Origin of the sequence: Pseudomonas sp. KK18, from assembly GCF_037094675.1 — a bacterium.
GTDB lineage: Bacteria > Pseudomonadota > Gammaproteobacteria > Pseudomonadales > Pseudomonadaceae > Aquipseudomonas.
Genome location: NZ_CP146605.1, coordinates 1065947 through 1092125, shown reverse-complemented (window position 1 = coordinate 1092125; position 26179 = coordinate 1065947). Strand labels below are relative to the sequence as shown.

The 26179-nt window shown below is 61.0% G+C and carries 27 protein-coding genes, 1 tRNA gene and 1 pseudogene; 17 read left to right on the top strand and 12 right to left on the bottom strand.

The annotated features are described in order from the left end of the window. Nucleotides 1–294: 294 nt before the first annotated feature. A complete protein-coding gene (locus V6607_RS04670; RefSeq protein ID WP_087693771.1) occupies nt 295–519 on the bottom strand; it encodes a hypothetical protein in 225 nt (74 codons plus the stop codon). Nucleotides 520–643: 124 nt separating this feature from the next. Here V6607_RS04670 and V6607_RS04665 point away from each other — a divergent pair. Further along, a pseudogene (locus V6607_RS04665) lies at nt 644–763 on the top strand (RNA polymerase subunit sigma); the annotation flags it as partial. Between the two features lie 108 nt (nt 764–871). Here the strand turns inward: V6607_RS04665 and V6607_RS04660 are convergent. Continuing rightward, nucleotides 872–2089 carry an MFS transporter gene (locus tag V6607_RS04660; protein WP_093201834.1) on the bottom strand — a complete coding sequence of 406 codons (1218 nt, stop codon included), beginning with the start codon at nt 2087–2089 and terminating at the stop codon, nt 872–874. Nucleotides 2090–2395: 306 nt separating this feature from the next. Here V6607_RS04660 and V6607_RS04655 point away from each other — a divergent pair, with 306 nt between their 5' ends. Together V6607_RS04655 and V6607_RS04650 are read left to right on the top strand one after the other, a co-directional pair. Further along, nucleotides 2396–2638, top strand: a complete 243-nt coding sequence (locus V6607_RS04655; protein WP_087693773.1) for a DUF3077 domain-containing protein — start codon at nt 2396–2398, stop codon at nt 2636–2638. A 269-nt stretch (nt 2639–2907) separates the two neighbouring features. Next, nucleotides 2908–2984 (top strand) — tRNA-Met (locus V6607_RS04650). A gap of 81 nt (nt 2985–3065) precedes the next feature. Here V6607_RS04650 and V6607_RS04645 read toward each other — a convergent pair. Continuing rightward, on the bottom strand, nt 3066–4106 hold the full coding sequence (locus V6607_RS04645; RefSeq protein WP_087693774.1) for a DMT family transporter: 1041 nt from the start codon (nt 4104–4106) through the stop codon (nt 3066–3068). A 145-nt stretch (nt 4107–4251) separates the two neighbouring features. Between V6607_RS04645 and rimJ the strand changes: the two genes are divergently transcribed. The 4 genes from rimJ (at nt 4252) to V6607_RS04625 (ending at nt 8810) form a co-directional block, all read left to right on the top strand. Then, nucleotides 4252–4836 carry a ribosomal protein S5-alanine N-acetyltransferase gene (gene rimJ, locus V6607_RS04640; protein WP_087693775.1) on the top strand — a complete coding sequence of 195 codons (585 nt, stop codon included), beginning with the start codon at nt 4252–4254 and terminating at the stop codon, nt 4834–4836. A gap of 33 nt (nt 4837–4869) precedes the next feature. Further along, nucleotides 4870–5385, top strand: coding sequence for a sigma-70 family RNA polymerase sigma factor (locus V6607_RS04635; RefSeq protein ID WP_087693776.1), 516 nt, complete (start codon nt 4870–4872; stop codon nt 5383–5385). After that, a complete protein-coding gene (locus tag V6607_RS04630) occupies nt 5382–6326 on the top strand; it encodes a FecR domain-containing protein (RefSeq protein ID WP_087693777.1) in 945 nt (314 codons plus the stop codon). The genes V6607_RS04635 and V6607_RS04630 overlap by 4 nt, the downstream gene beginning before the upstream one ends. 75 nt (nt 6327–6401) lie before the next feature. After that, nucleotides 6402–8810, top strand: coding sequence for a TonB-dependent siderophore receptor (locus V6607_RS04625; RefSeq protein WP_134325742.1), 2409 nt, complete (start codon nt 6402–6404; stop codon nt 8808–8810). Between the two features lie 42 nt (nt 8811–8852). Here the strand turns inward: V6607_RS04625 and V6607_RS04620 are convergent, their stop codons facing one another. Further along, nucleotides 8853–9797: a bifunctional helix-turn-helix transcriptional regulator/GNAT family N-acetyltransferase gene (locus V6607_RS04620; RefSeq protein WP_134325741.1), complete on the bottom strand. Its 945-nt coding sequence runs from the start codon at nt 9795–9797 to the stop codon at nt 8853–8855. Between the two features lie 142 nt (nt 9798–9939). Here V6607_RS04620 and ggt point away from each other — a divergent pair, with 142 nt between their 5' ends. The 4 genes from ggt to V6607_RS04600 all read left to right on the top strand — a co-directional run bounded on the left by ggt (nt 9940) and on the right by V6607_RS04600 (nt 13293). After that, the gene (ggt, locus tag V6607_RS04615; RefSeq protein ID WP_134325740.1) at nt 9940–11766 is read left to right on the top strand and encodes a gamma-glutamyltransferase; all 1827 of its coding nucleotides are present in this window, start codon (nt 9940–9942) and stop codon (nt 11764–11766) included. A gap of 23 nt (nt 11767–11789) precedes the next feature. Further along, nucleotides 11790–12512, top strand: coding sequence for a polyphenol oxidase family protein (locus tag V6607_RS04610; RefSeq protein WP_134325739.1), 723 nt, complete (start codon nt 11790–11792; stop codon nt 12510–12512). Between the two features lie 159 nt (nt 12513–12671). After that, entirely contained in the window at nt 12672–12992 is a 321-nt protein-coding gene (locus V6607_RS04605) for a transcriptional regulator (protein ID WP_087693782.1), read from the top strand. Beyond that, nucleotides 12979–13293, top strand: coding sequence for a helix-turn-helix domain-containing protein (locus V6607_RS04600; protein WP_087693783.1), 315 nt, complete (start codon nt 12979–12981; stop codon nt 13291–13293). The genes V6607_RS04605 and V6607_RS04600 overlap by 14 nt, the downstream gene beginning before the upstream one ends. 13 nt (nt 13294–13306) lie before the next feature. On the opposite strand, the gene ddlA is transcribed toward V6607_RS04600, so the two are convergent. From ddlA to V6607_RS04580, 4 genes are read right to left on the bottom strand one after another with little or no spacing between them, the layout of a single operon-like run. Next, nucleotides 13307–14401, bottom strand: coding sequence for a D-alanine--D-alanine ligase (gene ddlA / locus V6607_RS04595; RefSeq protein ID WP_134325738.1), 1095 nt, complete (start codon nt 14399–14401; stop codon nt 13307–13309). A gap of 43 nt (nt 14402–14444) precedes the next feature. Then, nucleotides 14445–15083, bottom strand: coding sequence for a LysE family transporter (locus V6607_RS04590; protein WP_134325737.1), 639 nt, complete (start codon nt 15081–15083; stop codon nt 14445–14447). A 40-nt stretch (nt 15084–15123) separates the two neighbouring features. Further along, nucleotides 15124–15339: a helix-turn-helix transcriptional regulator gene (locus V6607_RS04585; protein ID WP_010177071.1), complete on the bottom strand. Its 216-nt coding sequence runs from the start codon at nt 15337–15339 to the stop codon at nt 15124–15126. Nucleotides 15340–15346: 7 nt separating this feature from the next. Further along, the gene (locus V6607_RS04580; protein ID WP_134325736.1) at nt 15347–15901 is read right to left on the bottom strand and encodes a DUF2975 domain-containing protein; all 555 of its coding nucleotides are present in this window, start codon (nt 15899–15901) and stop codon (nt 15347–15349) included. 203 nt (nt 15902–16104) lie between these two features. Here V6607_RS04580 and V6607_RS04575 point away from each other — a divergent pair, with 203 nt between their 5' ends. Next, complete coding sequence (locus tag V6607_RS04575) at nt 16105–16908, top strand: AraC family transcriptional regulator (protein ID WP_076014932.1); 804 nt, start codon at nt 16105–16107, stop codon at nt 16906–16908. A gap of 121 nt (nt 16909–17029) precedes the next feature. On the opposite strand, the gene V6607_RS04570 is transcribed toward V6607_RS04575, so the two are convergent. Then, the gene (locus tag V6607_RS04570; protein ID WP_134325735.1) at nt 17030–18427 is read right to left on the bottom strand and encodes an MFS transporter; all 1398 of its coding nucleotides are present in this window, start codon (nt 18425–18427) and stop codon (nt 17030–17032) included. Between the two features lie 94 nt (nt 18428–18521). Here V6607_RS04570 and V6607_RS04565 point away from each other — a divergent pair, with 94 nt between their 5' ends. Continuing rightward, nucleotides 18522–19406 (top strand): LysR family transcriptional regulator, encoded by an 885-nt coding sequence (locus V6607_RS04565; RefSeq protein WP_134325734.1) that lies wholly within the window; start codon nt 18522–18524, stop codon nt 19404–19406. Nucleotides 19407–19570: 164 nt separating this feature from the next. Here the strand turns inward: V6607_RS04565 and V6607_RS04560 are convergent, their stop codons facing one another. From V6607_RS04560 to V6607_RS04550, 3 genes are all read right to left on the bottom strand, one after another. Next, nucleotides 19571–20146: a flavin reductase family protein gene (locus tag V6607_RS04560; protein WP_003214424.1), complete on the bottom strand. Its 576-nt coding sequence runs from the start codon at nt 20144–20146 to the stop codon at nt 19571–19573. 54 nt (nt 20147–20200) lie between these two features. Next, nucleotides 20201–21517, bottom strand: coding sequence for a PAS domain-containing methyl-accepting chemotaxis protein (locus V6607_RS04555; protein ID WP_003214422.1), 1317 nt, complete (start codon nt 21515–21517; stop codon nt 20201–20203). Nucleotides 21518–21623: 106 nt separating this feature from the next. After that, nucleotides 21624–21956 carry a DUF2790 domain-containing protein gene (locus V6607_RS04550; protein WP_134325733.1) on the bottom strand — a complete coding sequence of 111 codons (333 nt, stop codon included), beginning with the start codon at nt 21954–21956 and terminating at the stop codon, nt 21624–21626. Between the two features lie 238 nt (nt 21957–22194). Between V6607_RS04550 and V6607_RS04545 the strand changes: the two genes are divergently transcribed. The 4 genes from V6607_RS04545 (at nt 22195) to V6607_RS04530 (ending at nt 26163) form a co-directional block, all read left to right on the top strand. After that, a complete protein-coding gene (locus V6607_RS04545; protein ID WP_134325732.1) occupies nt 22195–23523 on the top strand; it encodes an OprD family porin in 1329 nt (442 codons plus the stop codon). 160 nt (nt 23524–23683) lie between these two features. After that, nucleotides 23684–23869, top strand: coding sequence for a hypothetical protein (locus tag V6607_RS04540; RefSeq protein WP_008437498.1), 186 nt, complete (start codon nt 23684–23686; stop codon nt 23867–23869). Between the two features lie 219 nt (nt 23870–24088). Further along, nucleotides 24089–24763 carry a heavy metal response regulator transcription factor gene (locus V6607_RS04535; protein WP_003214417.1) on the top strand — a complete coding sequence of 225 codons (675 nt, stop codon included), beginning with the start codon at nt 24089–24091 and terminating at the stop codon, nt 24761–24763. Next, complete coding sequence (locus tag V6607_RS04530; RefSeq protein ID WP_134325731.1) at nt 24760–26163, top strand: heavy metal sensor histidine kinase; 1404 nt, start codon at nt 24760–24762, stop codon at nt 26161–26163. The genes V6607_RS04535 and V6607_RS04530 overlap by 4 nt, the downstream gene beginning before the upstream one ends. Nucleotides 26164–26179 lie beyond the last annotated feature (16 nt).

Genomic DNA, 26179 nt, shown 5'->3' with positions numbered 1-26179 from the left:
CCGCCACCGAAAAAAACTTCGGTATTCAATATTGTTAGAGCCAGTCCCATCTCTAAAATTAGCAGCGAGAACTTCAGAATTCGATTCGGTAGATATGAAAAATCACCAGCCCGGTAGGCAGTCCAGCTCGCTACCAACGTGCGCATGCCCCTGGGGAAGCGCCTCCCTGCGATAGGGCGCCGTTGTAAGCTAGTAAGCGGCCTACCCTGCCGTTACTGCTAACGACGGCACCTGGGCGGAATCGGACTACTTGCCTCGATGTTAGACAGCCGGACCTTCTACTGCTCCAGACCGTCACAGCTTTCCTAAACTCCCTGTGACTGTTAGCTCAGCAATTCCCTGACGAATAAACACAAGGTTCTCATCCAGTGTTTCGAGCGCACCGCGCACGTTGTTGGCAATTTCTGCCGACCCACGTTGTTCGACCCACTTGGAAAGCTCTTCAACTGCGGCGCCTAGGGCGAGTTGGTTCTGATTAAGGCGATCAAACAAGCTAGCAATCAGTTTGATATCCGTCATGGCGGCTCTCCGTGTTTTGAGCAAGCGTAGCACCGACGCCTTAATCACTCGGAATCACTTTCATGGAAAGCATATCTACCGGCGGCTGGAACCTGCTGACTTAGTACAGCAACAAGCACTTGCCGATGGAAACGCCCAATACACCGCCGACACCTTGGACATCCCCATTAGCACGGTGCGCCTACGTTTGTCCCGGGCGCGAGAACAGCTCAAGCGGGCCACCTACAACCCGCTACAACCGTAAATCAGCGCACCGGCGCAACGCCGACACCCTTTGCAGGAGCAGTTGATTTACCCGTTTGACGCAAGCGTTGGGCAGCAGGGATATCTGCCCGACTCGATTGATCTGGTATCAGGCCTTTTTGGTACGCGGCAACAGAATCGCCAACACCCCGAACAGCGGCAGGAACGAGCACAGCGTGTACACGTACTCGATGCCGTGGATGTCTGCCAGGTGCCCCAGCAGCGCCGCACCAATCCCGCCAAAACCGAACATCAAACCGAAGAACACCCCGGCGATCATCCCCACATTGCCCGGCACCAACTCTTGCGCATACACCACAATTGCCGAGAACGCCGAGGCCAGGATAAAGCCGATCACCACGCTCAGAATGCTGGTCCAGAACAGGTCCACATGGGGCAGAATCAGGGTGAACGGCGCCACCCCGAGGATCGAAAACCAGATCACCGCCTTACGGCCGATCTTGTCGCCAATCGGCCCGCCAAAGAACGTGCCCGCCGCCACCGCGCCGAGGAACAGGAACAGATGCAGCTGGGAACTGGCCACCGACAGGTCGAACTTCTCGATCAGGTAGAAGGTGAAGTAACTGGTGAAACTGGCCATGTAGAAGTACTTGGAAAACACCAGCAGGCCCAGCACCACCAGCGCGCTCAACACCCGGCCCTTGGACAGGCCGTGAGTGGCCGCCTGGCCTTGCTTGAGCTTGAACAGGTTCAAGTGGTGGGCGTACCAGCGGCTGATCGCATACAGCACAAACAACGCAAACACCGCGAACAGGCCGAACCAGGCCACATTGCCCTGGCCGAACGGAATGATGATCGCCGCCGCCAGCAACGGGCCGAAGGCCGAGCCGGCATTACCGCCCACCTGGAACGTCGACTGCGCCAGACCATAACGCCCGCCCGACGCCAGGCGCGCCACGCGGGACGCTTCCGGGTGGAAGGTCGACGAGCCGATGCCGATCAACCCCGCCGCCAGCAGGATCAACGGGAAGCTGCCCACCTGGGACATCATCAAAATGCCCACCAGCGTGCAGATCATTCCGCAGGGCAACAGGTACGGCTTGGGATGGCGATCGGTGTAATAACCCACCCACGGCTGCAGCAGGGACGCGGTGAGCTGGAACGTGAGGGTGATCAGGCCGACCTGGGTGAACGTCAGGCCGTAATTGGCCTTGAGCATCGGGTAGATCGAGGGCAGTACCGACTGGATCAAGTCATTGATCAAATGCGCCAGCGCCACCGCGCCGATTACACGCATCACCAACGGGCTGGTTTGCCCGGCGGCAGGCGTCGTAGCCACGGAGGGCTGGGAATTGCTCAGAGCCATGGGAGGTTTTCCGTACAGCAGATGGATGCACAGGTGCAGGTGCGACAATGTGCCACTTTTGGGTGCAGGAAGGCTATCCCGTTAGCAGGCTAACGAGTAGATGAATCGATGCAGCGGTCATGGTTTGTAAAGGGCCAGCAAGATGAATCCCTTTAATTTGCGGGACGTTTCCTAGAGAATCTTTCGGCCTTGTGCCTGGGGGAGTCGGTGGCTAGTCTTCGGTCCGTCGCTGGTTTTCAGTGATCGGGTTTAGCAGCCTGAAATCAATAGGTGTCAGCTTCCTAAGGTAAAAACAGGAGTTACACCATGGATAAATCACTTCCCGAGCCTCCATCAGATTGCTTCGTCGTAAGCGAAGACCTCAGTTTCGAAGACGCCCTGCTCTACACCTCACACCTGCTCAACAGCGCATCCGCCACTGCTCTCGACTGCCGCGACACTATGCAACACCATGATCGAGCCAAAATTCAAGCCGTATGGCACCTGCTGGAAATGGCCAAAGCCATGGTGGATCGCTCGATAGAGTGCCTGCACCCGCGCAAAACCTGACGCACGAACGCCAGAACACAGCAGATCAAATGTGGGAGCGGGCTTGCTCGCGAATGCGGTGGACCAGCCAATACCTCTGCTGACTGACACACCGCATTCGCGAGCAAGCCCGCTCCCACCTTTTGATCTTCGCCGCCTTGGGACCTGCGCAAACCCCAACCGCTCGTCACCAAACACGGTGTTTCCCGTTAAACAGTTGATAGCGTAGATAAATTTTCAAAAAAAGCGCTTGACGCATTCCCGTTCTCCGCGAATAATGCGCGCCACTTGGCTACATAGCTCAGTTGGTTAGAGCATAGCATTCATAATGCTGGGGTCCGGGGTTCAAGTCCCTGTGTAGCCACCAAGTACTAAAAACGGCTTACCGAAAGGTAGGCCGTTTTTTTATGCCTGAAGAAAAGTAAACCGCCCTATTGCCCCACAGACGTCAGTGTTTATGCCGATGGTGCACATCGGGAAAATGCGCATGACTATGCTGAATCGGTGCGTGCTCATGGGCATGACTATGTGGCTCGGTACCGTCCCACGCAAAGTTATGCACATGCTGGTGGTGCTCATCGTGTGTATGGCGATGACCGTGTGTGAGGGGATCGTGCTGATGCTCGTGCGCATGATGTTCCATCAGATGAATCCACACCCCGATGGCCATCAAGGCGGCAGCGAGCAAGAACATCAGCGAAACCGACTCGCCCAGGATCAGGATCGAGATGACCGCACCCAGAAAGGGAGCCGTGGAAAAATAGGCGCCGGTGCGCGCGCTGCCAAGCCCGCGCAGAGCGAGCACAAACAGCACCAGACTCACGCCATACCCAAGCAGCCCAACCACCATGGTTGACCCGAGCGTGGCCACCGCTGGCAGTTGCGACCCGATGGCCAACGCCAAACAGCAATTGACCACACCCGCCGCCAAGCCTTTGCTGCCGGCGATAAACAGCGCATCCGAGGCAGAGACCTTACGGGTCAGGTTATTGTCGATGGCCCAACAAAAACAGGCGAAAGCCACGGCCAGCGGCCCCGTCCAATCATGAGCCGTCGCCGTCCCCTGCGGCCATGACAAAACGATCCCGCCCAGAACAATAGCGATCATGCCGATCACGATGCGGCGATCTGCGTTCTCTTTGAACACGACCCACGCCAGCACGGCCGTGAGCACCGACTCAAGATTGAGCATCAGCGATGCGGTGGCGCCCGCGGTACGGGTGAGGCCATACATGAGCGCCACTGGCGCAAGCACGCCCCCAAAGACGATGGCGCCCATCAACCAGGGCCACTCTCCGGCTGCAAGGCCGGGCCGTTTCCAGCCGTGGTCGCGAGCAAACCGAACGATGGCCAGGCCCAGGCCGCTGCCCAGATAGAGCAGTCCGGCCAACAGGATGGGCGGCGTATCCACCCCCAGGAGCTTGGCAAGCGGAGTGCTGGCGCCGAACAACGCCGCCGCCGCCAACGCGTAGAGAATGCTCACATTCATAATGGGTCGCCCTGTCAGGCTTATTGCATAAGGACGAGCATCATAGCCGTGCCCGGGTAAGAATTATGTGAATGCCAGCCTGGCTGGATTCTGTACGACTGAAGCGGCAGGATAGCCCGGCTGGCAAACCACAAGAAGGTGACGCATGACATTCCCCGCTACCGGCATCAGCACTGACCGCCTCTTACTGCTGGGCGCCCACCCTTCCCACGCTCGCGCCCTGCAAATGTACCTGCTGCAAAATCGCGCCTTTCTGCAGCCTTGGGAGCCTTCGCGTGACGACGCCTTTTTTGAACCGGACGCCATCACCGAACGCCTCCACGCCATGGCCGACAAAACCGCCAGCGGCGAAGCGTTGCACCTGCTGATATTCAGCCAGGACCAAATCATCGGCGCCTGCAACTTCAGCAACATCGTGCGCGGTGCGTTTCAGGCCTGCCACTTGGGTTATGCGCTGGCTAAATCCGCCCAAGGCCAAGGCTTGATGCACGAAGCGCTGACGGCGGCGATTGCCCATGTGTTCGACGCCATGCAGCTGCACCGAATCATGGCCAACTACCGCCCAGAGAATGAGCGCAGTGCGCGCCTGCTGGCACGGCTGGGGTTTGAAAAAGAGGGCGAGGCGCGGGCGTATCTGAGGATCAACGGGGTCTGGGCGGACCATGTGTTAACGGCACTGATCAATCCGGCAAGCGACCGTCTATTGCAGCCCGAAGTTTTAAACCACTAGAATGGGATTAATTCTCACTTACGACTCTCTCTCATGAAGCTGTCTTCGCCCACCGACGCTCCTACGCTCGATGCGCTGTACCGCGGCTACCACGGCTGGTTGTTGACCTGGTTGCGGCGTCGCGTGCATTGCTCCCATCAGGCGGCCGACGTGGCGCAAGACACTTTCGTACGCTTGCTGGCATCGGGTACTTACGTGGCGCCGGGTGAGCCACGGGCTTATCTGGCCACCATCGCGCGCCGGTTGCTGATGGACAATGGCCGCCGCCGACGCCTGGAACAGGCCTACCGCGAAGAGCTCGAACGCTGCGCCGCGTACCTTGAACAGGCGCCTTCGCCGGAGCAGATCCTGCAAGCCGCGCAAATGCTTGAAGCGATTGATCGGGCCTTGGCGCGCATGAACAAGCGGATACGCGACACCTTCATCCTGCGTTACCTCGAAGGCCTGGACCAGGCGCAAATCGCCCAGCGCCTCGGGGTCTCGGTGCGCACGGTACAGAACGATCTGGTGGAAGCCTTGCTGGCGTGTGATGCGTGCGCCCAGCCATGAACCAGCCTCTGCCCCACGCAGTGCTGCGCCAGGCTGCCGAATGGCTGGTGCGGCTGGATCACGAAGGCAACGACGCCAGCGAACAGGCGTTTCGCACCTGGCTGGCCGCCGACCCGCAGCACCCGCAAGCCATTGCCCGCCTTCAGGGCCACTTGCTGCCTCTCAAACAAGCCCCGGCCCGTGCCGCATTGCGCCGGGCCCGGCAGCCTCGCCAAGGGGCAACGCTGGTCAAGTGTCTCGCCCTGGCCCTGCTGCTCGCGGGGGTGCCGGCGTACCAGTACGAGCAACGTGGCTATCTGTTCGCCGACCTGAGCACCGACCGTGGCCAATGGCGCCAGACGCTGCTGGCCGACGGCAGCGACCTGCAACTGGAAGGCAGCTCTGCGGTGAACCTGCACCTGGACGCCAGCCAGCGCCGCGTGCAACTGCTGCATGGTGAGATTCTGGTAACAGTGGCCAAGGACACCCAGCGCCCGTTTTATGTCGACACCCCGCAGGGCAGCATTCGCGCCCTGGGCACGCGTTTTATCGTCGAACTCAGCGACACCGCCACCGTGGTCAAGATGCTCGAATCCTCGACCCGCATCGACAGTGCCGGGCATACGATTACCCTCGGCCCCGGCGAGCAGGTGCGCCTGGATGCAAGCGGGCCCGGCACGCCGAAAAGCGTTGATGTGCAAGCACAGCAGCAAGCCTGGACGGCCCACCAGTTGCTGGCCAACGACGAGCCGCTGGCGGATGTACTTGAGCGCCTGGCGCGGCATCGCCCGGGTGTGCTGATGTTCGATCGCCAGGCGCTGCAAGGCATTCGGGTGACGGTGATGCTGCCGACGGACGACAGCGACCGCGCATTGCGCCTGCTCACACGCACCCTGCCGATTGAAGTCAGCACCTACACCCCGTGGCTCACACGTGTGCGCCTGAAATCCCCCGCCGGATAATTCTTACGCACCGTTGCGTGTTTTCGGTTTTGCCGCGTCCTTTCCTTGGCCAACATCCAAAGGAGCACCGATAACATGTCTTCAACCCCCACACGCGGCGGCCTGTTGCTGGCCAGTCGACTGTTGCTTGGCTGCCTGCCCCTGGCGGTGCCGGGCCTGGCCTACGCGCAGCAGCAGGTACAGGCGTTCGACATCGCCCCCGGAAAACTCGGTGACGTGCTGACGCGTTACGCCCAGGCCGCCGGCGTGCCGATCTCGTTCCTGTCGCAACAAGTGGCCGGGTTGGACAGCCCCGGCGTGCGCGGCAGCTACAACGTGGAGGACGGGTTCGCGCAGGTGCTGGCCGGCACCGGCTTCGCAGCACGCGGCAATGCCGATGGCTACCAGCTGGAAAGCCTGCCGGTGGCCGGCGGCGCGCTGTCGCTGGGTGCCACAGAGATCACCGCGAATCAGTTGGGCACCATCACTGAGGGCAGCGGTTCCTACACCCCGGGCACCATCGCCACCGCCACGCGCATGGTGCTGACCCCACGGGAAACCCCGCAGTCGATCACCGTGATCACGCGCCAGCATATGGATGACTTCGCGCTCACTTCGATCGACGACGTGATGCGCCATACACCGGGCATCACCGTGTCGACCTTCGACAGCGAGCGTAACAATTACTACGCCCGCGGCTTCTCGGTGGAAAACTTCCAGTACGACGGCATCCCGACCCTGCGCAACTCCGCCTACTCGTCCAGCCAGACCCTCAGCGACATGGCGATCTATGACCGCGTGGAAATCCTCAAGGGTGCCACCGGACTGCTGACCGGCGCCGGCGCCCCTGGCGCGACGATCAACCTGATCCGCAAAAATCCCACGCGGGACTTCAAGGCCAGCGTCGAACTCGGCGCCGGCAGCTGGGACAACTATCGTTCCCAGATCGACGTGAGTGGCCCGCTGACCGACAGCGGCAACGTGCGCGGGCGTGCGGTGGCGGCGTACCAGGACAAGCACTCGTTCATGGACCACTACCAGCGCAGCACCAATGTGTATTTCGGCACGCTGGAAGCCGACCTGACCGACGACACCCTGCTCACCGTCGGTTTCGATTACCTGGACAGCGACCCGCAAGGCTCGGGCTGGTCCGGCAGCCGTGCGCTGTTCGATCGCAACGGCAACCGCATCGATGTAAAACGCTCCTACAACAACGGCGCCAAGTGGAGCCGCTGGGAGCAGTACTCCCGCAGCGTGTTCTCCACCCTGGAACACAACTTCGACAATGGCTGGGTGATCAAGGGCCAATACACCCACCAACTCATGGGCTACGACGCGCCCCTGGGCTCGATCATGAGTGGCCCGTTCCCCGCCACCGGACTGTCGTCCCTGTACGCGAACAAGTTCACCGGCAACACCCGCGCCGACTCGGGCGATGTCTACGCCAGCGGTCCGTTCAGCCTGCTGGGCCGTACCCATGAATTGGTGATTGGCGCGTCGGCCTCGAACTCCCACTGGACCGGAAAGGACTACGGCGCCCCCACTTATGTGGGCAACAACGAGATCGATTTCTGGAACTTCGATGGCAACGCTCCGGAGCCGAACTGGGGTGAACCGACACGGATCATCGATGCCACGACCCGACAATCCGCAGGCTATATGGCCGCACGTTTCAACCTCATGGATGACCTGAACCTGTTCCTCGGCAGCCGCGTGGCCAACTACAAATTGCGTGGCGAAGACGACTCCACCGAGACCGGCAAGCTGGTGCCCTACGCCGGGGTCACCTACGACCTGAACGACAACTTCACCGCGTATGCCAGCTACACCGACATCTTCATGCCGACGACCTACAGCCGCGACCGCAACAACAAATTGCTGGAACCGGATGAAGGCAAGAACTACGAGACCGGCCTCAAGGGTGAGTTCTTCGAGGGCCGGCTCAACACCAGCATGGCCTACTTCGAAGTGCACGAAACCAACCGTGCGGAGCCGGACGCCGAATACAACGCCGCGCCGACCAACCCATCCCTCGGGTATGCCGAGAAAGGCATCAAGGCCAAAACCAAGGGTTTCGAGGCCGAGATGTCCGGCGAGCTGGCGCCGGGCTGGCAGGCCCAGGCCGGCTACACCCACAAGATCCTGCGGGATGAGCATGGCGACAAGGCTTCGACCTGGGAGCCGGAGGACCAGCTCAGTTTCTTCACCTCGTACAAACTCAAGGGTCCGCTGGACCGCCTGACCGTCGGCGGCGGCGCGCGCTGGCAGAGCAGAAGCTGGCAAGTGGTGTACAACCGGCCCAAGGCGCAAAACGAAGAGTTCTCGCAGGAAGCGTATTGGGTGGTGGACGCGATGGCCAAGTATCAGGTCAGCGAACATCTTTCCGCGACGCTGAACGTCAACAACCTGTTCGACAAGCAGTACTACACCAACATCGGCTTCTATAACACGGCCTATTACGGCACCCCGCGCAACGTGATGCTCACAACGCGCTGGGACTTCTAACCGGCCAGGCGCCAGCGCCCCGTGACGTGGGGCGCTGTTGCGTCAAACAGCGTGCCGCACAAAACACTGCTCCACCACCGATTTGCCCCACTGCTGCCCCTCCTGTTCCGACTCCAGCACAAAGCCCGCGTTTTCATAGAGCTTGCGCGCCACATCCAGGCCCTTGAACGTCCACAGCCGCACCGCCGGGAACCGGTGCCCGTCACAGAAATCCAGCGCCTCTTTCAACAACCGTTTACCCAAGCCCTGGCCGTGAGCCGACGGGTCGAGGATGAAGCAGCGCAGGATCGCCTCGCCGTTTTCGCCCTCGCCATCAATCGCGATCGAACCGACGATCTGCTCTGCGTCCAGCACTGCCCAGACTTGGTTGCGCGGGTTGGCCAGGCGCCCCATCAACTCGGCCATGTCCGCCGCCACCAGGCTTTCAAACGGCTGGCCAAAATTCGCATGCTGGGCGTAGTACTCGGCGTGCATCTGCGCGATACGCCCGATGATGCCTGGCCGGTAGCCATGGGCAATGCGGTAGTACCTCGACTGCCGGGCGCCAGTACGTTGGGTTTGCAGGGCTGCGGCGTATTGATCGAGCCCACGGCTGACGGCCTGTTGCTGTTCGCTGGACAAGTCGCCAATCGCCTCGCCCACCTGGCGCCGGGCAAACGTTTCGATGTCGCGTAACGTCTTCTGGCCTCGTGTGGTGAGGCGCAGCTTTTTCGAACGGGCATCGTCCTCGTTGGCAAACTCTTCCAGCTCGCCCGCCTCGACCAGCTTGCGCACCATGCGGCTCACCGACGACTTTTCCAGCCCCAGCAACATGACCAGTTCAGCCGCTGTCAGCGCGCCACGCTCGCCGATTTCAACAATCGTGTGTACCGATGACGGTGGGTAACTGCTGGCCGCCAACTTCGGCTGCATGAAGCCCAGCTCTCGCACCATAAGACGCGAGGCACAGCGGATCTGATCGATAAGGTCTGGCTTGGAACGGTTCACGGGGGAAACCTCTTGCCCGAATGACGAGAGACATAGTTGTACCGCACAACCAAATACAGATCAATCTCCCAACCTGCAAACCACTGAGGTACATTCCCTCCCCACGGACAACAGATCATTCTCAAATGAACGGAGTCATCGCGTGTTTTCGATTTTTCACCGCCAACGCCTTTTCACCCTCTCGCTGATCACCGCTGCCCTCACCCTCGCCGCCTGCCACAGCGCTACCGCGCCGGAACTGCCGTCCGCCCCGGAGCTCGGCTCGGGCTATCGCACCGACATGAGCCCCCGCCACGCCGAGCGCCACATGGCCGCCGCCGCCAACCCGCTGGCCGCCGAAGCCGGGCGCGAGATATTGCGCAAGGGCGGCTCGGCCATCGACGCCGCGATTGCCATGCAGGCCGTGCTGACCCTGGTGGAGCCGCAGTCCTCCGGGATCGGCGGCGGTGCGTTCATCATGCTGTGGGACGGCAAGCAGGTGCACGCCTACGACGGTCGCGAAACCGCACCGGCGGGCGCTACCGAGCGGTTGTTCCTCAACGCCGATGGCACGCCGATGTCGTTCCCGCAGGCACAGATTGGCGGGCGTTCGGTGGCCACCCCGGGGGTGTTGCGTGCCCTGGAAATGGCCCATAAAAAGACCGGCCACCTGCAATGGGCCAAACTGTTTGAGCCGGCCATTCGCCTGGCCGAAGAGGGTTTCCCGATCTCTGCGCGCCTGCACAGCCTGATTGCCGCTGACCGCTACATCAGCCGCTCGCCGGAAATGACCGCGTACTTCCTGAATGCCGACGGCAGCCCGAAGGCCACCGGTACGCTGCTGAAAAACCCGGCGCTGGCCAACGTGTTCAAGCGCATCGCCAAGGAAGGGCCGGACGCGCTGTACTACGGCCCGATTGCCGACGAAATCACCCGCAAGGTGCAAGGCAACAGCAACGCCGGCAGCCTGACGCTGACCGACCTCAAGGGCTACAGCGCAGTTGAGCGGGCGCCGTTGTGCACCGACTACAAACGCTGGAAAGTCTGCGGCATGCCGCCGCCGTCGTCGGGCGGGATCGCCATTGCGCAGATCCTCGGCACGTTGCAGGCCCTGGAAACCCGCGACCCGCGTATGACGCTTGGGCTGTTGAAGCCGGTGAAGAACGACTCCCCGGCCGGCCTGGAACCGGTGCCTGAAGCGGTGCATCTGATCGCCGAGGCCGACCGCCTGGCCTATGCCGACCGCGCCCAGTACGTGGCGGATTCCGACTATGTGCCGGTGCCGGTGGCCGGGCTGGTCGCGCCGGACTATCTGGCCGGGCGGGCCGCATTGATTGGTGAGCGCAGCATGGGCGTCGCCAAGCCGGGCAAGCCTGCGGGAATTGAAGTGGCCTACGCGCCGGATCGCTCGCCGTTGCGCATTTCCACCTCGCAAGTGGTGGCGGTGGATGACGTGGGTGGCGCGGTGTCGATGACCACCACGGTGGAGTCCGCATTCGGTTCCCATGTAATGGTCCAGGGCTTTTTGCTGAATAACCAGATGACCGACTTCTCCTTCATCCCCGAAGAGAACGGCCAGCCGGTGGCCAACCGGATCGAGCCGGGCAAGCGCCCGCGTTCGTCGATGGCACCGACCCTGGTGTTTGATCGCCAGAGCGGTGAGTGGGTGGCCACGGTGGGTTCGCCGGGCGGTTCGCAGATCATCGAATATGTGAGCAAATCCCTGGTGGCCATGCTCGACTGGAACCTCGACCCGCAAGCGGCCGTCGGCCTGCCCAACTTCGGCAGCCGCAACGGCGCGACCGAGCTGGAAGCCGGGTTGTTCAGTGCTCAGCTGAAACAGGCACTGAAGGACAAGGGCCACGCCCTGAGCGAAATCGACATGACCAGCGGCGCCCAGGCGATCGTCCGAGTGCGCGATGCGCAAGGCAAGGCGTCGTTGATCGGCGGGGCTGATCCACGCCGTGAAGGCGAAGCACTGGGGGATTAAGTTGACTCATTGGAGAGCTGCGCGTGCACAAGGCAAATAACCTCGGCGCCCTGATGGGCGTCGATCATGGATTTTGTTCGATTGACGATCCGTTGCGGCCTGACGAGGTGTTCATCTGCAAGCAGGTGCACAGCGCCACGACCATTGAATGGCGCCCGGAGCTCGCCGCCAATACGGTTGAAGCCGATGGGGTTTTCAGCCGGGATCTGCAGCCGATTGCGGTGGTTACCGCCGACTGCCTGCCGCTGCTGATGGCCTCGGAGGACGGGGACTTTGTCGCGGCGATTCATGGCGGCTGGAAGGGACTGCAAGGCGGGATCATCGCCAATGCCATGCAACGGTTTACCGCCGAGGGTGTGGCGCTGGATCAGTTGCGGATTGCGATTGGGCCTTCGATCAAGCCTTGTTGTTATGAGGTGAGTGGCGAGTTTGTGGCGCAGTTGCAGGCGAGTCAGGGGCATTTGTGGCGGGATGGAAATGCGCCGTGGACGTTCGAGCAGCCGGGGCCTTTGTTGGCACCGGAGATTCAGCCGCCAGAACCCAGGCAGGCCTTGAGTGCGTGGTTTGATTTGAGCCGCTATGCGCTGATCTTGCTGGAGGCGGCAGGGATAAAACGTGAGCAGGTTGAGGTAAGCGAAGTGTGTACGTATTGCACCTCGCCGGCGTTTGCGAGTTATCGCAGAAGGACCCATGACAGTACGGAGAGGAAGACGTTGTTGTACTCGTGGGTTGCTCGCGCAGTGTAATGGGACGACGCCCACAGCTCTCTTAGCTATTAGCCTTAGAAAATCTGTGGGCTGTCATTTTTTGCGAAACAACGTTTCTTGAATCCCTCTCCATCCGCTGACATTTTCTGGCCCCGCCCCTTCTTGCCAGAGGCTACGTCAAAGACGTAGAATTTTTGCGTGTTAACGATCATCGAGTCACCATTATTCAGCAAGCTATGGCCCGATTACTGGACCGAAGAAGAACGGGGTATTTTTATGGCTTTTCTAGCCAACCACCCCGATTCAGGTACTGTCATTCCAGGTTCTGGTGGTTGCCGAAAAGTACGCTGGAGCTTGGAAGGCCGGGGCAAGAGCAGCTCAGTACGGATCATTTACACAACGCAATTGGCGTGCGGCGCACTAGTTGCCTTGCTGATTTATGGCAAAGGTGCCACCGAGAATATTCCCGCGCATGTCCTCTACAAAATCGCCAAGGAGATGAACCATGCCACTCACTGAGAAACAGCTGAAGGAACGTGACGCCAAGCGCAACATCGGCGAGGAATTGCTGGCTGCCGTTATCGACGTCAAGGAAGCGCGTCATGGTCACGTCCATCACGTCGAAATTACCCAAGCGGCTGAGGCGCGCAGCAAGACCGGGTTGTCACAACCCAAGTTTGCCGAACTGCTGGGGGTCTCTGTACGAACGCTTCAAGAATGGGAGCAAGGGCGCCGTTCTCCTTCCGGCGCAGCACGTTCCTTGCTGCACATAGCAGCCATCAGGCCAGACGTTTTTCGAGAAGTCCTCAGTAACGCCTGATGGCGTTACTGGTCTACCGGCTAATCTTCAACCCCTTGCGCCCCGCATGCCGCTCCAGCGCCAGCTCGATCAAGCGGCTCACCAGCTCGCTGTAGCTCATGCCTGCCGCCTGCCACAACTTCGGGTACATGCTGATGCGGGTGAACCCAGGCAACGAGTTGATTTCGTTGATCAGCACCTCGCCCTCATCCGTCAAGAACACATCCACCCGCGCCAGCCCGGCACAGCCCAGGGTTTCAAACGCTTCGATGGCCAACGCACGAATGCGCTCGCTGGCTTCAACGCTGATATCCGCCGGCACCACCACTTGGGCTGCCTGGTCATCGATGTATTTGCTGTCGTAGGAATAGAACCCGTCGCGCACCACGATCTCGCCACAGCCGCTGGCGATGGGGTTCTCGTTACCCAACACGGCACATTCAATTTCCCGGCCTTTTACCGCCGACTCCACCAGCACCTTTTTATCAAACCCAAGTGCCAGCTCTACAGCAGCGTGATATTCAGCCTCGCTGCCCACCTTGCTCACCCCCACGGACGAACCCTGGTTCGCCGGTTTCACGAACATCGGCAATCCGAGTTTCTGTTGGGCGTGTTCGAAGGTGGTACGCGCCGCATTCCTGCGGTTGAGGGTAATGAACGGCGTCACGGCAATCCCGGCATCGCGTAGCAGGCGTTTGCTGATGTCCTTGTCCATGCACACCGCCGAACCCAGCACATCGGAGCCAACAAACGGCAGGTCCGCCATGCGCAGCAGGCCTTGCAGGCAGCCGTCTTCGCCGAGGGTGCCGTGGGCGATCGGGAAGATCACATCGACGTGTTCCAGCGAGGCCTGGCTGGCGGTTTCCACCAGTTGCTGGCTGGCCTTACCCGGCACGACCGCCAGTTCACGATTGGATTGATTGAGGGCGATCAGCGCCGGGTTTTCTTCGTTGAGCAGGAAGCCCGAGGTGTCGTTGAGGTGCCAGTGGCCGGCCTTGTCGATGCCGATCAGGATCGGCTCGAAGCGCGAACGGTCCAGTGCATCGACGATGTTGCGCGCCGACTGCAGCGACACTTCATGCTCGGCCGAACGGCCACCAAAAATAATCCCTACCCGCAGCTTGCTCATGATCGGCCTCACATTTGAAAGTAAGGCTTCTTACCATGAGCCGTCAGCGATTCGCTACCAGCGTGGCGCCGAACAGCACATAACAACCACCGGCAAACCGGTCCAGCCACTTGCGCGAGCGGCTGTAGGCGTTGGCCATCCGTTCACTGGAAAACACCAGCGCCACGCAGGAATACCAACTGAATGACAGCGTCGCCATGGTGATCACGGCCAGGGTCAGCAGCATCGGCGACGGTGATGGGGGCATGGTGGACGCAAAGATCGTCGCGACAAACAGCGCCGCCTTGGGGTTGGACAGGTTGCCCAATAAACCCAGGCGCCAGGCGGAAAACAGCGAGCGCCGAGGTTCGTCGGGCAACAGGTTCTGGGCCATGGCCGGTGCCGAGCGCCGGAACAGTTTCAACCCCAGGTAAATCAGGTAGCAGCCACCGATGATCTTGAACGCGAGGTACAACATCGGCGCTGCGGTAAACAATGACTTGATCCCCAAGCCGCCGGCCAGGCCCCACATCACGGTGCCAGTGGCCACGCCAGCGGACGCCACTACGCCATGGCGACGTGAGCAACTGGCAGCCAACTGCGCGGTATTGAAAAAGTTCGGGCCTGGCGTCACGACCGCGACGGTCCAGAGCAAGGCCAGCGACAGAAGAGGCGCGGCGTACGGCAGGCTTGGGAAAAGCATCGGTTGATCCATCCTTCAGGGAATTAAAGATCCTTGCCGTTTACAGCTCAGGTTCGGGTTCATGCACCAGCAGGTCGCCCGGCTGACACTCCAGATACTTGCAGATTGCATCCAGGGTCGCCAGCCGTATGCCCTTGACCTTGCCTTGCTTGAGCAATGACAGGTTTTGTTCGGTGATACCAATGGCGGCGGCCAGGTCCTTGGACTTGACCTTGCGCCGGGCGAGCATAACGTCCAACTCAATCACAATAGACATGCTGTTCTCAAACAAACGTGCGGTTTTCAGAATCCACTTCACTGGCCTGCCACAGGATACGCGCGATCACCGAGATGCAGCCGGCGAGAAACAGCGCCACGATGCTGGGCGGGGTAAAACTCAAGGTGAGCAGCCGCTGGCCAACCGGCTCGTTCATCGTGACCCAGACACTGAGCAAGGGCTCACACAGAAAATCCAGCAACACCCACAGTGCCACGGCCCGGCCTACTTTACCCAAGTGCTGCGCGGCGGCGCAGGAAAAATACTCCCCACGAGCATAGTTCTGGAACAGCTGGCGCAAATGATTCAAACCGGACACCAGCGCCATCAAGGGAATGCTGGAGAGCAGGACGCCGCCCAGTGTCTGCCACCAAGGGAACGTCGCAACGATCTCCGCCCGTCCCTCGATCTGTTGACCACTCAGGGCGAAACCAAACCCGAACGAAGCGCTTTGCACCGGGTAAAGCCACGCGGCGGTATTGAGCAGCAGTATGGCGACGATCAACAACAGGGTAAGCAGTGCCATGCGCTGGCTGAGCTGGGCAAGACGTTGAGAATTCATGGGTAAGCCTCTCAGAAATTTGAGGCGGAAAAATAAACGATTAATTATCGTAAAACAATCATTTTTTAATGATTAGCGATACCTGAACACAAAACCGATACTGCCCCCCGAAATTTCAGCAGTGGCACAATCGTTCAAGACCGCAGCAGACAGCCCGGTCACACTGGGGTAACGTATTTGCGTCCCGACCTGCGACTGACACCATGATCAAACCCTCTCTCGACTGGCTGCACCGCGCGCCCCACGCCAGTGGCCTGGAGCGCATTGAGGCGTATTTTGCCGGGTTTGGCTTCGACCCCCATCGCCACGACACCTATGCCATCGGCCGTACCCTGTTCGGTGTGCAGAGCTTTCACTATCGCGGCGGCATGACCCACAGCCTGCCGGGGCGGACCATGGTGATCCATCCCGATGAAGTGCATGACGGCTGGGCCGGCAGCGAGGAAGGTTTCAAATACCGGATGATTTACGTGGAGCCGGCGCTGATCCAGCAGGTGCTCGGTGGCAAGCCGTTACCGTTCATCCCCGGCGGATTGTCCAGCGACCCGTGGCTATACCGCGCCAGTGAAGTGTTGCTGCAAAGCCTGGATTGCCCGATTGACCCGCTGCAGGAACAGGACGCGATGTTTGACTTGGCCCAGGCGCTGAATAACGCGTCGGGCATCACGGTCAATCGCAAGACCTTCGACTACCGGGCCGCCGAGCGCGCACGGGAATTTATCCACAGTGCCCTGGGCCGGCCGATTACCCTCGATGAAATGGCGGAATACGCCAACCGCGACCGCTGGGCGTTGTCGCGGGATTTTCGTTTGTTGTTCGGCACCAGCCCCTATCGCTACCTGACCATGCGCCGCCTGGACCTGGTGCGCAGCCTGCTGGGCCAGGGCCAGTCACTGGTGGATGCGGCACTGACCGCCGGCTTCACCGACCAGAGCCACATGACCCGCCAGTTCCGCAGCACTTTCGGCATGCCGCCGTCGCGCTGGGTGAAGATGCTCGGGCGCTGAAATCCCGCCTTGAAACGCGATCAACCTGTAGGAGCTGGCTTGCCTGCGATAGCGGTGGATCAGTTAATAAATTGTTGGCTGACACTCCGCCATCGCAGGCAAGCCAGCTCCCACAGTTGATTTATGTCGCTGCTGAAATCGCATCCGACTCTATAGCGCGCTCTTTAAGTGCTAACGCCAGAACCGCCCCCGCCAGGGCAATCGCCGCGCTCCACCACAACGCCAGTTCAATCCCGCCCGCCTGCGCCGCGCCCGTCGACCCTCCGGCATTCGCCAACGACACCAGCAACGCCAGCCCCAACGCACCGCCAATCTGCTGGCTGGTGGACGCCATGCCTGCCGCCACGCCCTGCTCGCCCGGCCGGATGCCCAGCCCGGCGGCCACCCACATCGCCGTCCAGGTCATGCCCTGGCCAATACTCAGGATGAAAATCCCCGGCAGCAACGACCAGAACCCCGCCCCCGTCGGCAACGCCACACATACCAAAGCGATACCCACCGCGCCCGCCAACTGGCCGCTGACCAGGGTGTTGCGCAACCCCAGACGCGCCAATGAACGCTCCGCCAGCCAGATGCCCGCGGTGCACACCAGCGTCGCCGGCAAAAACGCCAACCCCGCCTGCAACACGCTGTAGCCGTAGACCTGCTGGTAGTACACCGCCAGAAAGTAGTACTGCACGCCAAAGCTGCTCATGAACACCGCCGTCAACACCATGGCCATGCGCAACTCGCGATAGCCCAACAAGCGAAGCGGCATCAACGGATCACGGCCCCGGTGTTCGATCCACCCAAACAACCCGAGCAGCACCAACGCCAGGGCCATGCAGCCCAGGGTCGACGGCGCCGCCCAGCCCCACTCCGGCCCCTGCACCAGGGAGAACACCAGCAAGGTGCCGCCCAGCGTCACGGTCAACGCACCGCTGATATCAAAGTTGCGCCCGCGGGCCCGCTCGCCATCGGCGGGAATCCAGTAGCGCGCCGCCAGGGCACAGGCACCGGCCAACGGCACGTTCACCAGGAACACCGCTTCCCAGCCCCAGGCCTGGGTCAGCACGCCGCCGAGCAACGCGCCCAATGCCAGGCCCGCCGCAGACGCCGCGCTCCACACGGCAAACGCCCGATTACGCGCGGGCCCTTCGGCGTAGTGGGTGTTGATCAGCGCCAGCGTGGCCGGGAACAACAGCGCCCCACCCACACCCTGCACCGCCCGCGCCAGCACCAGCAGCAAGGCGCTGCCACCGAGCACCGCCGCCAGGGAAGACAGCGCGTACAGCGACTGGCCAAGCATGTACAAGCGCCGCTTGCCCAACAGGTCCGCCGCCCGACCGCCCAGCAACAGGAAGCCACCAAACGCCACGCTGTAGGCACTGACCACCCACTGCAATTGCTGGGCAGAAAAACCCAGGTGGCTGCCGATTTGCGGCAGCGCGACAAACACGATGGTCGCGTCGAGGGCGATGATCAGTTGCGCGGTTGCCAGCAGCAACAGCATCCAGCCAGAGGGTCGAGAAGAAGACATCACAGCGTCCTGCCTGAAAATGAGAGGCGCCAGTTTCTTTCATGCCCAACAGATGATAAATAGCCCTATCACTCTTTCAGTAATGACTTTAATCATGGATCTGAATGCTGTTCGCCTGCTGGTGCGCGTCGCCGAAACCCGCAGTTTCACTCGCGCCGCCGGAGACCTGGGGCTGACCCAATCGGGCTTGTCCCGGGCCATTTCCCGGCTGGAAAACCAGCTGGGTGTGCGCCTGCTGCAACGCAACACCCGCAGCGTCAGCCTCACGCCCGACGGGCAGATGCTGTATGAACGCAGCGCGCCGCTGCTGGCGGAACTGGCCGAAGCCGAGCGGCAAATGCTCGACCGCCGTGCCTCACCGTCCGGTTTGCTGAAGATCAGCACGCCCTCGTTGTTTGGCCGCAAGGTGGTGATGCCGGTAATCGGCGAGCTGACCCTGCAATACCCCGATCTGCGCATTGAAGCGGTAATGACCGACCGCCTGGTGGACATCGTCGACGAAGGCTTTGACGCCTTGCTGCGCACCGGCGACATCCAGGACCAACGCCTGATCGCCCGGGCACTGCCACCGCTGCGCTGGGTCACCGTCGCCTCCCCGGCTTATCTCGCGCGTTTTGGTACGCCGCAAACCGTCGATGAACTCCAGGACCACAATTGCCTGACCGTACGTAACCTGCGCACCAGCCGGCTGGTGGACTGGCAGTTCATGCTCGATGGCAGGGTGCAGGACGTGAGTGTCGAGGGGCGGTTGATCTTTGATATCGGCGATGCGCTGGTGGACGGCGCGCTGGGCGGATTCGGCATCGCCCAGGTGATGGACTTTGCGGTGCGGGAAGATCTGGCGGCCGGGCGCCTGGTGCCCTTGCTGGAGGAATTTGCCGGTCGCAGTCGGGCGATATCGCTGGTGTATCCGCCATCGCGGCAGTACTCGCCGAAGTTGACGGCGTTTGCCGAGGCGCTCAGCAAAACCCAGTGGTAACACAACCTTTGTGGCGAGGGAGCTTGCTCCCGCTCGGCTGCGCAGCAGTCGTATATCTACCGACCAAGTGTATTGGCAGGAAACAATGGGACCGCTTCGCGCTCCAGCGGGAGCAAGCTCCCTCGCCACAAAACCAGGCTGTACCGGAAGAATTGGCACTGGGCTTAAAGCTGTCGCCCATCAATCGGCTCACCAATCGTCAGGAAATGCCCGCCCGCCACATGGTGCAAGGTACGCAGCGCATCCTGCCCTTCGAAATGCCAGCGACCGTCGCTGAATACGCGCTCATCAGCCTGGGCGGCCACCACTTCGGCGAGGAACAGATCGTAGGTCTGCTGGTTATGCGGTTCCGGCAGCAAGCGGCATTCCAGCCACGCCACGCAGCCTTCAAGCATCGGCGCTTCGGTGTGTTCGCCGCTGAACGTCTGCAAGTCATATGCGGCGAACTTGTCGGTCTCGCTGCCGGTGGTGTTGCCCACGGTCTGCACGATATCAGCCTGGGCCGCACACGGTACGTTGAGCACGAAAGTGCCGGCGCCTTCGAGCAGTTGCCGGGTCCAGGTGGCCTTATCCAGCACGACGGCGACTTTGGGCGGCTCGAAATCCAGCGGCATCGCCCATGCCGCGGCCATGATGTTGCGCTGGCCGTTGTGCGCGGCGCTGACCAGTACGGTCGGGCCGTGGTTGAGCAAGCGGTAGGCCTTGGACAGCGGGACGGGACGGCGATGGTTAGGGCTCATGGACGAAAGGCTCGGAAAAAAAACCTACGATACCTCAAGCTTGAGCCCGGGTGACTAGCTGCTCAGTTGATTGGCGAATTGCCCTACGGCGCTGACCACTTTCTGGGCGCCGTCCTGGATCTCGACGATCACCGTGCCCGCCTCGGCCGCCAATGCCAGCCCTTGCTCGGCCTGCAGGCGGCCATCGGTCATCAGCGCCACTGCATCGCGGGCCATGTCCTGGTTCTGGCGCACCACGCCGACGATTTCCTCGGTGGCCTTGCTGGTACGCGACGCCAGTTGCCGAACCTCATCGGCCACCACCGCAAAACCACGGCCTTGCTCACCGGCACGGGCGGCTTCGATGGCGGCGTTGAGCGCCAGCAGGTTGGTCTGCTCGGCGATGCCGCTGATGGTCTTGACGATGCTGCCAATCACCTGGGACTGGGCGTTCAGCGCTTCAATGCCCTCACCCGCCTGCTCCATGTGCTTGGCCAGGTCGCGCATCACCTCCACCGCCTGGGTGACCACGGTGGTGCCGCGCTGGGCGCTGCTGTCGGTGTGCAGCGAGGTGCTGTAGGCGATGTTGGCCGCGTCGGCCACGGCCTGTTCCTGGTTGACCTGGTCGGTGATCACCGTGGCGAACTTGACCACTTTGTACAGCCGCTCGTTGGCGTCGAGCACCGGGTTATACGAAGCCTCCAGCCACACCACCCGCCCGTGGCTGTCCACTCGCTTGAAGCGGCCCGCGACGAATTCACCGGCGTTCAGGCGCTTCCAGAACTGCTGGTACTCGACGCTGCCGGCATCCTGCGGCTCACAGAATATCCGGTGATGTTTGCCCTGGATCTGCGCCAGGCTGTAACCCATGCCGTTGAGAAAACGGTCGTTGGCCGTCAGTACATTACCGTTGAGGTCGAACTCGATCACTGCCGTGGAACGCACCAGCGCGGTGATCAGGTTTTCGTGCTCGCGGGACGCCTCGATAGTGCGGGTCAGGTCGCTGGAGTACATCGAAATATGCTTGATACGCCCGTCACTGCCACGCACCGGTTGCACGATGGAGCGCAGCCACGCCTCATTGCCGTTGCCGCGCATCAGGCGTACGGAACCGGCGAAGTGTTCGCCACGCACCAGGGCGTTCGTGAAGCGCAGTTGAAAAGTGTCGTGCTTGACGTGCGCCGGCACCAGATCCTCGATCAGGCGGCCTTGCAGCTGGCTTGCCTGGTAAGCCATCTCTTGAAGGAAGATGGCATTGACGGATTCGATGCGCCCTTCGGGATCCAGGGTCAGGGCCATCATTTCGCTTTCCAGGCTCTCCTTGACCTGCTGCAAACTGGATAATTCTTCGCGAAGAGCAGACAGCTCCTGCTTGAGACGGGTGTTGAACATGGAGGCACCGGTGGGCAAATGAGGGCGGGATCTGACCTGCATCGGCGCTGCCGGCATTTTCTTAAGAGAGCTTTAGCCCATTGCCCAACTATATTTTTTCAGCCCCTCAACTGCCGTTGTTACGGCAGATGCCCATCACTTGGTAGTGGAGCGTGTTGAGCTTGCCGGTGGAGTCTTCGTAGGTCATGCGTGACGGCACCGCGCTGCACGAGCGGATCGGCGGCGTGACATTCACCACCTTGGCAATGTCCAGCTTCATGCCGTAGCGATACACCATCACCTCGGGCGCAGGCTTGCCCTTTCTGGCGGCGTAGGCGGCCATGGCTTGCTCATTGTTTTGCATCAATTGGGCGAAGGTGCGGTCGCCTCCACCTTCGGCCATCGCGCCAGCGGAAACGATCAGGGCCAATGCAGCGACAGTGGTTTTCAGGGTATTCATGAGGGCGTCCTCGTCTGACTTATTGAATTAAAAGTTCAGAGCAAGAATAACTAACCAAGCCTGTCGCAAAGTTCACCGACAGATTACTTATCCGTTATGTTTTATTGAAATTCCAAAATTGTAATCTGTGCGCCACCTCGCCGTTATCTCGTGTTTGCAACTATCTGCCCGGGCGCCATCACAACAAGAATGCCCCATCGATAAGAAGCTGATAGCTGCCACTACCGAGGAGCGCTACATGAGCACTAACCGCACATTTTCACTCTCCATGATTGCCGCCCTGGCGGGGCTCACCCCGCTGTCAGGCATGGCCGTGGAAGAAAAACCCGAAGGGTTTATCGAAGGCAGCACCTTGAACGTGCTGGCCCGCAACTTCTACTTCAACCGCGATGACCGCAAGGGCCAGTCGAGCCCCACCGGCAATGGCTATTCCGAAGCCTGGGCCCAGGGTTTTATCGGCAAGTTCGAATCCGGATTCACTCAGGGTCCGGTGGGTTTCGGCCTCGATGCGTTTGCGATGTATGGCCTGAAACTCGACTCCGGCACCGGCCGCAGCGGCGGCAAGGGCTCGTTCGGCGTACTGCCGGTAGACAGCGACAACCACCCCGAGGATGGCTACAGCAAGCTCGGCGGCGCGGTAAAAGTGCGTCTGCTGGATACCGTGATCAAGGCCGGTGACGTGTTCCCGCTGACCCCGGTGGTGGCCTACGGCGACTCGCGGGTGTTGCCGGAAAGCTTCCGTGGCGTCACCGCGCAAAACACCAGCATTGACGGCTTGAGCTTGCAGGCCGGGCACTTGAGCGGCATGAGCCAGCCTACTCAAAGCGGCATGGATAAAGGCTTCGCGACGTTTTATGCGGGCAAGGTGGATTCACCCTGGATCGGCTATGCCGGCGGCGACTACCAGGTGAACAAACACCTCAGCGTCAGCCTGTACACCAGCCGCCTGAAGGATGCCTGGGACCAGTACTACTTCGGCAGCGCCGCCAGCTACCCGCTGAACGATGACGTGTCGCTGTTTGGCGACTTCAACTATTACAAGGCCGTGGACGAGGGCAAGAAACGCCTTGGCGAGTTCGATAACAACATCTGGAGCGCCAGGCTCGGGGTCAAGGTCGGCGCCCACAGCCTGGCCCTGTCGCACCAGCGCAACAACGGCGATGACGACTTTGACTACCTGCGCATGTCGGACTCGATCTTCCTCAACAACTCGATCCAGTACAGCGACTTCAACTCGCCCAGGGAACGCTCGTGGATGCTCGCCTATAACCTCGACATGCAGGCCTTCGGCATTCCTGGCCTGACCTTCATGACCCGCTATGGCAAAGGTACCGGCGCCGACTACAGCAACGCCAACAGCGTGTACATGCGCCGTGACGCGGCCGGCGACCCGCTGACCGATCAACGCCGCTGGGAGCGGGATATCGAGGCGAAGTACGTGGTGCAGGGCGGTAACTTGAAAGACCTGTCGCTGCGTTTGCGCCAGGCGACCGTTCGCTCAAGTGCCTTTGAGTCGGACTTGGAAGAAGTTCGGTTGATTGTCGAATACCCATTGGCAATTCTGTAAATGAACACAACGGCAAATGCTTACATTCATTTGCCGTTGACTAACATCTGTTCACAAATTGAAGCCTGTCAGAACTGTAATATGCGCCTCACCTTCTCGTTAAGTTGCGCTTCATATACTGGTCACAACTAACGGCACACGCCTTATTTGGAGACACGTCATGAAGCCATCCCACCTGTTATTGATCAGTTTTCTCGGCGCCACTTCCACCCTCGCATTCGCCGACGACGGCGCCGACCGTTCCCGGCAGTTCCTCGCCGAGTTCCGCCAGCAACAGCAGCAGGTCCACGGTGAACAGTCCGTGGCCGAGACCGCGCCCGCCGACGCACAGAAGCAGTCGATCTGAACGGCGCACACCGAGCACATTCATCTCTGAAGCTTTTGTGTAGCTCCTTTGGAAAGAGATGAATTTTTAACGCCCCGGATGGGGCGTTTTTTTTGCCCGCCCGTTCTGCAACGCAACAACCAGTCACAAACTGGCTGATTGACCCTGTAGCTACTTCAGCCTTCAGGCTTCGGAAAATTCGAATTTCAGTCTCTCTCTATCAGTAAAAGGTAAACCCCCATGCGTATCCTTGTGGTTGAGGACGAGCAAAAAACCGCCGCCTACCTGCAGCAGGGCCTGACCGAAAGCGGTTACGTAGTCGACTGCGCCGCCAGCGGCGTGGACGGCCTGCACCTGGCCGGGCAACACGCTTATGAACTGGTGATTCTCGATGTAAACCTGCCGGCCAAGGACGGCTGGGAAGTGCTTGAGCAACTGCGCCGCGACAGCAACCAACGGGTGATGATGCTCACAGCCCGTGGCCGGCTGACTGACAAGATCAAGGGCCTGGACATGGGCGCCGATGATTACCTGGTCAAACCCTTCGAATTCCCCGAATTGCTGGCCCGGGTGCGCACGCTGTTGCGCCGCAGCGAGCACATACCGGTGCCGGAAGTCTTCCGCGTGTCGGACCTTGAACTGGACCCGCGCCGCCACCGCGCCTATCGCGGCACCCGGCGCATTGACCTGACCACCAAGGAGTTCGCGCTGCTGCATGTGCTGATGCGTCAGTCCGGCGAAGTGCTGACCCGCACGCAGATTATTTCCCTGGTGTGGGACATGAATTTCGACTGCGACACCAACGTGGTGGAAGTCTCCATCAGCCGCCTGCGGGCCAAGGTCGATGACCAGAGTGACGTCAAGCTGATCCATACCATTCGCGGCGTGGGCTATGTGCTGGAGGCCCGCCAATGAAAGCCAGCAGCCTGTCGATGCGCCTCGGGCTGACGGTGAGCCTGATGGGCGCGGGCCTGGTGGTGCTGCTCGCGACACTGGCCTACCTGGCGCTGACCCACGAGCTTGAGAAACTGGCGCGCAAGGGCCTGGAAAGCAAGATGGAGCAGATCCAGCACAGCCTCGCCCTCGGCCTGGACACCCGCGACATAAAGGCCCGCCCGCATTCGCTGATGGACCTGGTGATGGGGCATGACAATTTCTACCTGACCATCGTCGGCACCGCACCCGATGAAGCGGTGCTGCTGAGCGTCGGTGCCAAGCCACAGGAACCGTTGCTGACCGACTTCGCCCCACGCCAGACCCTCGGTTACCTGAACTGGGACGACAGCAACGGCAACCAGGTGCTCAGCGCCTCCAGCCTGATGCGCCTGTCCAGCGGCGAACGCGTGCGGGTGCTGCTGTCCCTGGACCGCAGGGACGATCAGGCATTGCTCAGTGCTTACCTGCGCTCCACGGTGATCGCCCTGCCGCTGCTGTTGCTGCTGATCGGCATCGGCGCGTGGTGGGTGGTGCAACGCGGGCTCGCACCGCTGCAACAGTTCAGCCGCGTCGCGGCCAAGGTCACCACACAGGATCTGACCCACCGCCTGGCTGTGGATAACTTGCCCAACGAGTTGGGCGAGTTGGCGCAGGGCATCAACTTCATGCTGCAGCGTCTGGATGGCGGTGTGCAGCAGCTGTCGCAGTTCTCCGATGACCTGGCCCACGAGCTGCGCGCACCGCTGACCAACTTGATGGGCAAGGCCCAGGTGACGTTGTCCCGAGAGCGCCCGCCCGAGGAGTACAAGGCGGTGCTGGAATCCAGCACCGAAGAAATGGAGCGGCTGGCGCGGATCGTTTCCGACATGCTGTTCCTGGCACAGGTCAGCCACCCGGCGGCGCGGGTTTCGTTTGCACCCGTGTCCCTGGCCGATGAAGCGCGCCGGGTGATGGAGCTGTTTGCGTTGAGTGCCGAAGACAAGCAACTGAGCCTGAGCCTTCACGGTGATGCCTCGGTGCATGGCGACCGCCTGATGATTCAGCGGGCGATTTCCAACTTGTTGTCCAATGCCATCCGTCATACGCCACACGCTTCCACGGTGTCGTTGCAGGTGGAAACCCACGGGCAGCAAGTCTCGCTGTCGGTGGGCAACCCGGGCCCGGGGATTGAAGCGCACCACCTGCCGAACCTGTTCGAGCGTTTCTACCGCGTCGACAGCAGCCGCGCCCGCTCCGAAGGGGGGACCGGGCTGGGGCTGGCCATCGTGCGGTCGATCATGACCCTGCATCAAGGCCGGGCAGAAGTCAGCAGCGAGCCCGGAGATTTCACTGTGTTTCGGTTGGTGTTTCCCCTTCATACCAACGCTATCTGCCAATAACCCATTGTGGCGAGGG

Bases quoted from the DNA above. Each gene is read 5' to 3' on its own strand.
- V6607_RS04530 (WP_134325731.1), top strand. From the start codon at position 24,760: ATGAAAGCCAGCAGCCTGTCGATGCGCCTCGGGCTGACGGTGAGCCTG.
- rimJ (WP_087693775.1), top strand. From the start codon at position 4,252: ATGACATTCCCCGCTACCGGCATCAGCACTGACCGCCTCTTACTGCTG.
- V6607_RS04535 (WP_003214417.1), top strand. From the start codon at position 24,089: ATGCGTATCCTTGTGGTTGAGGACGAGCAAAAAACCGCCGCCTACCTG.
- V6607_RS04600 (WP_087693783.1), top strand. From the start codon at position 12,979: ATGCCACTCACTGAGAAACAGCTGAAGGAACGTGACGCCAAGCGCAAC.
- V6607_RS04625 (WP_134325742.1), top strand. From the start codon at position 6,402: ATGTCTTCAACCCCCACACGCGGCGGCCTGTTGCTGGCCAGTCGACTG.
- V6607_RS04555 (WP_003214422.1), bottom strand. From the start codon at position 21,517: ATGTTCAACACCCGTCTCAAGCAGGAGCTGTCTGCTCTTCGCGAAGAA.
- V6607_RS04635 (WP_087693776.1), top strand. From the start codon at position 4,870: ATGAAGCTGTCTTCGCCCACCGACGCTCCTACGCTCGATGCGCTGTAC.
- ddlA (WP_134325738.1), bottom strand. From the start codon at position 14,401: ATGAGCAAGCTGCGGGTAGGGATTATTTTTGGTGGCCGTTCGGCCGAG.
- V6607_RS04585 (WP_010177071.1), bottom strand. From the start codon at position 15,339: ATGTCTATTGTGATTGAGTTGGACGTTATGCTCGCCCGGCGCAAGGTC.
- V6607_RS04550 (WP_134325733.1), bottom strand. From the start codon at position 21,956: ATGAATACCCTGAAAACCACTGTCGCTGCATTGGCCCTGATCGTTTCC.
- V6607_RS04575 (WP_076014932.1), top strand. From the start codon at position 16,105: ATGATCAAACCCTCTCTCGACTGGCTGCACCGCGCGCCCCACGCCAGT.
- V6607_RS04565 (WP_134325734.1), top strand. From the start codon at position 18,522: ATGGATCTGAATGCTGTTCGCCTGCTGGTGCGCGTCGCCGAAACCCGC.
- V6607_RS04580 (WP_134325736.1), bottom strand. From the start codon at position 15,901: ATGAATTCTCAACGTCTTGCCCAGCTCAGCCAGCGCATGGCACTGCTT.
- V6607_RS04660 (WP_093201834.1), bottom strand. From the start codon at position 2,089: ATGGCTCTGAGCAATTCCCAGCCCTCCGTGGCTACGACGCCTGCCGCC.
- V6607_RS04630 (WP_087693777.1), top strand. From the start codon at position 5,382: ATGAACCAGCCTCTGCCCCACGCAGTGCTGCGCCAGGCTGCCGAATGG.
- V6607_RS04645 (WP_087693774.1), bottom strand. From the start codon at position 4,106: ATGAATGTGAGCATTCTCTACGCGTTGGCGGCGGCGGCGTTGTTCGGC.
- V6607_RS04590 (WP_134325737.1), bottom strand. From the start codon at position 15,083: ATGCTTTTCCCAAGCCTGCCGTACGCCGCGCCTCTTCTGTCGCTGGCC.
- V6607_RS04560 (WP_003214424.1), bottom strand. From the start codon at position 20,146: ATGAGCCCTAACCATCGCCGTCCCGTCCCGCTGTCCAAGGCCTACCGC.
- V6607_RS04540 (WP_008437498.1), top strand. From the start codon at position 23,684: ATGAAGCCATCCCACCTGTTATTGATCAGTTTTCTCGGCGCCACTTCC.
- V6607_RS04570 (WP_134325735.1), bottom strand. From the start codon at position 18,427: ATGTCTTCTTCTCGACCCTCTGGCTGGATGCTGTTGCTGCTGGCAACC.
- V6607_RS04655 (WP_087693773.1), top strand. From the start codon at position 2,396: ATGGATAAATCACTTCCCGAGCCTCCATCAGATTGCTTCGTCGTAAGC.
- V6607_RS04670 (WP_087693771.1), bottom strand. From the start codon at position 519: ATGACGGATATCAAACTGATTGCTAGCTTGTTTGATCGCCTTAATCAG.
- V6607_RS04545 (WP_134325732.1), top strand. From the start codon at position 22,195: ATGAGCACTAACCGCACATTTTCACTCTCCATGATTGCCGCCCTGGCG.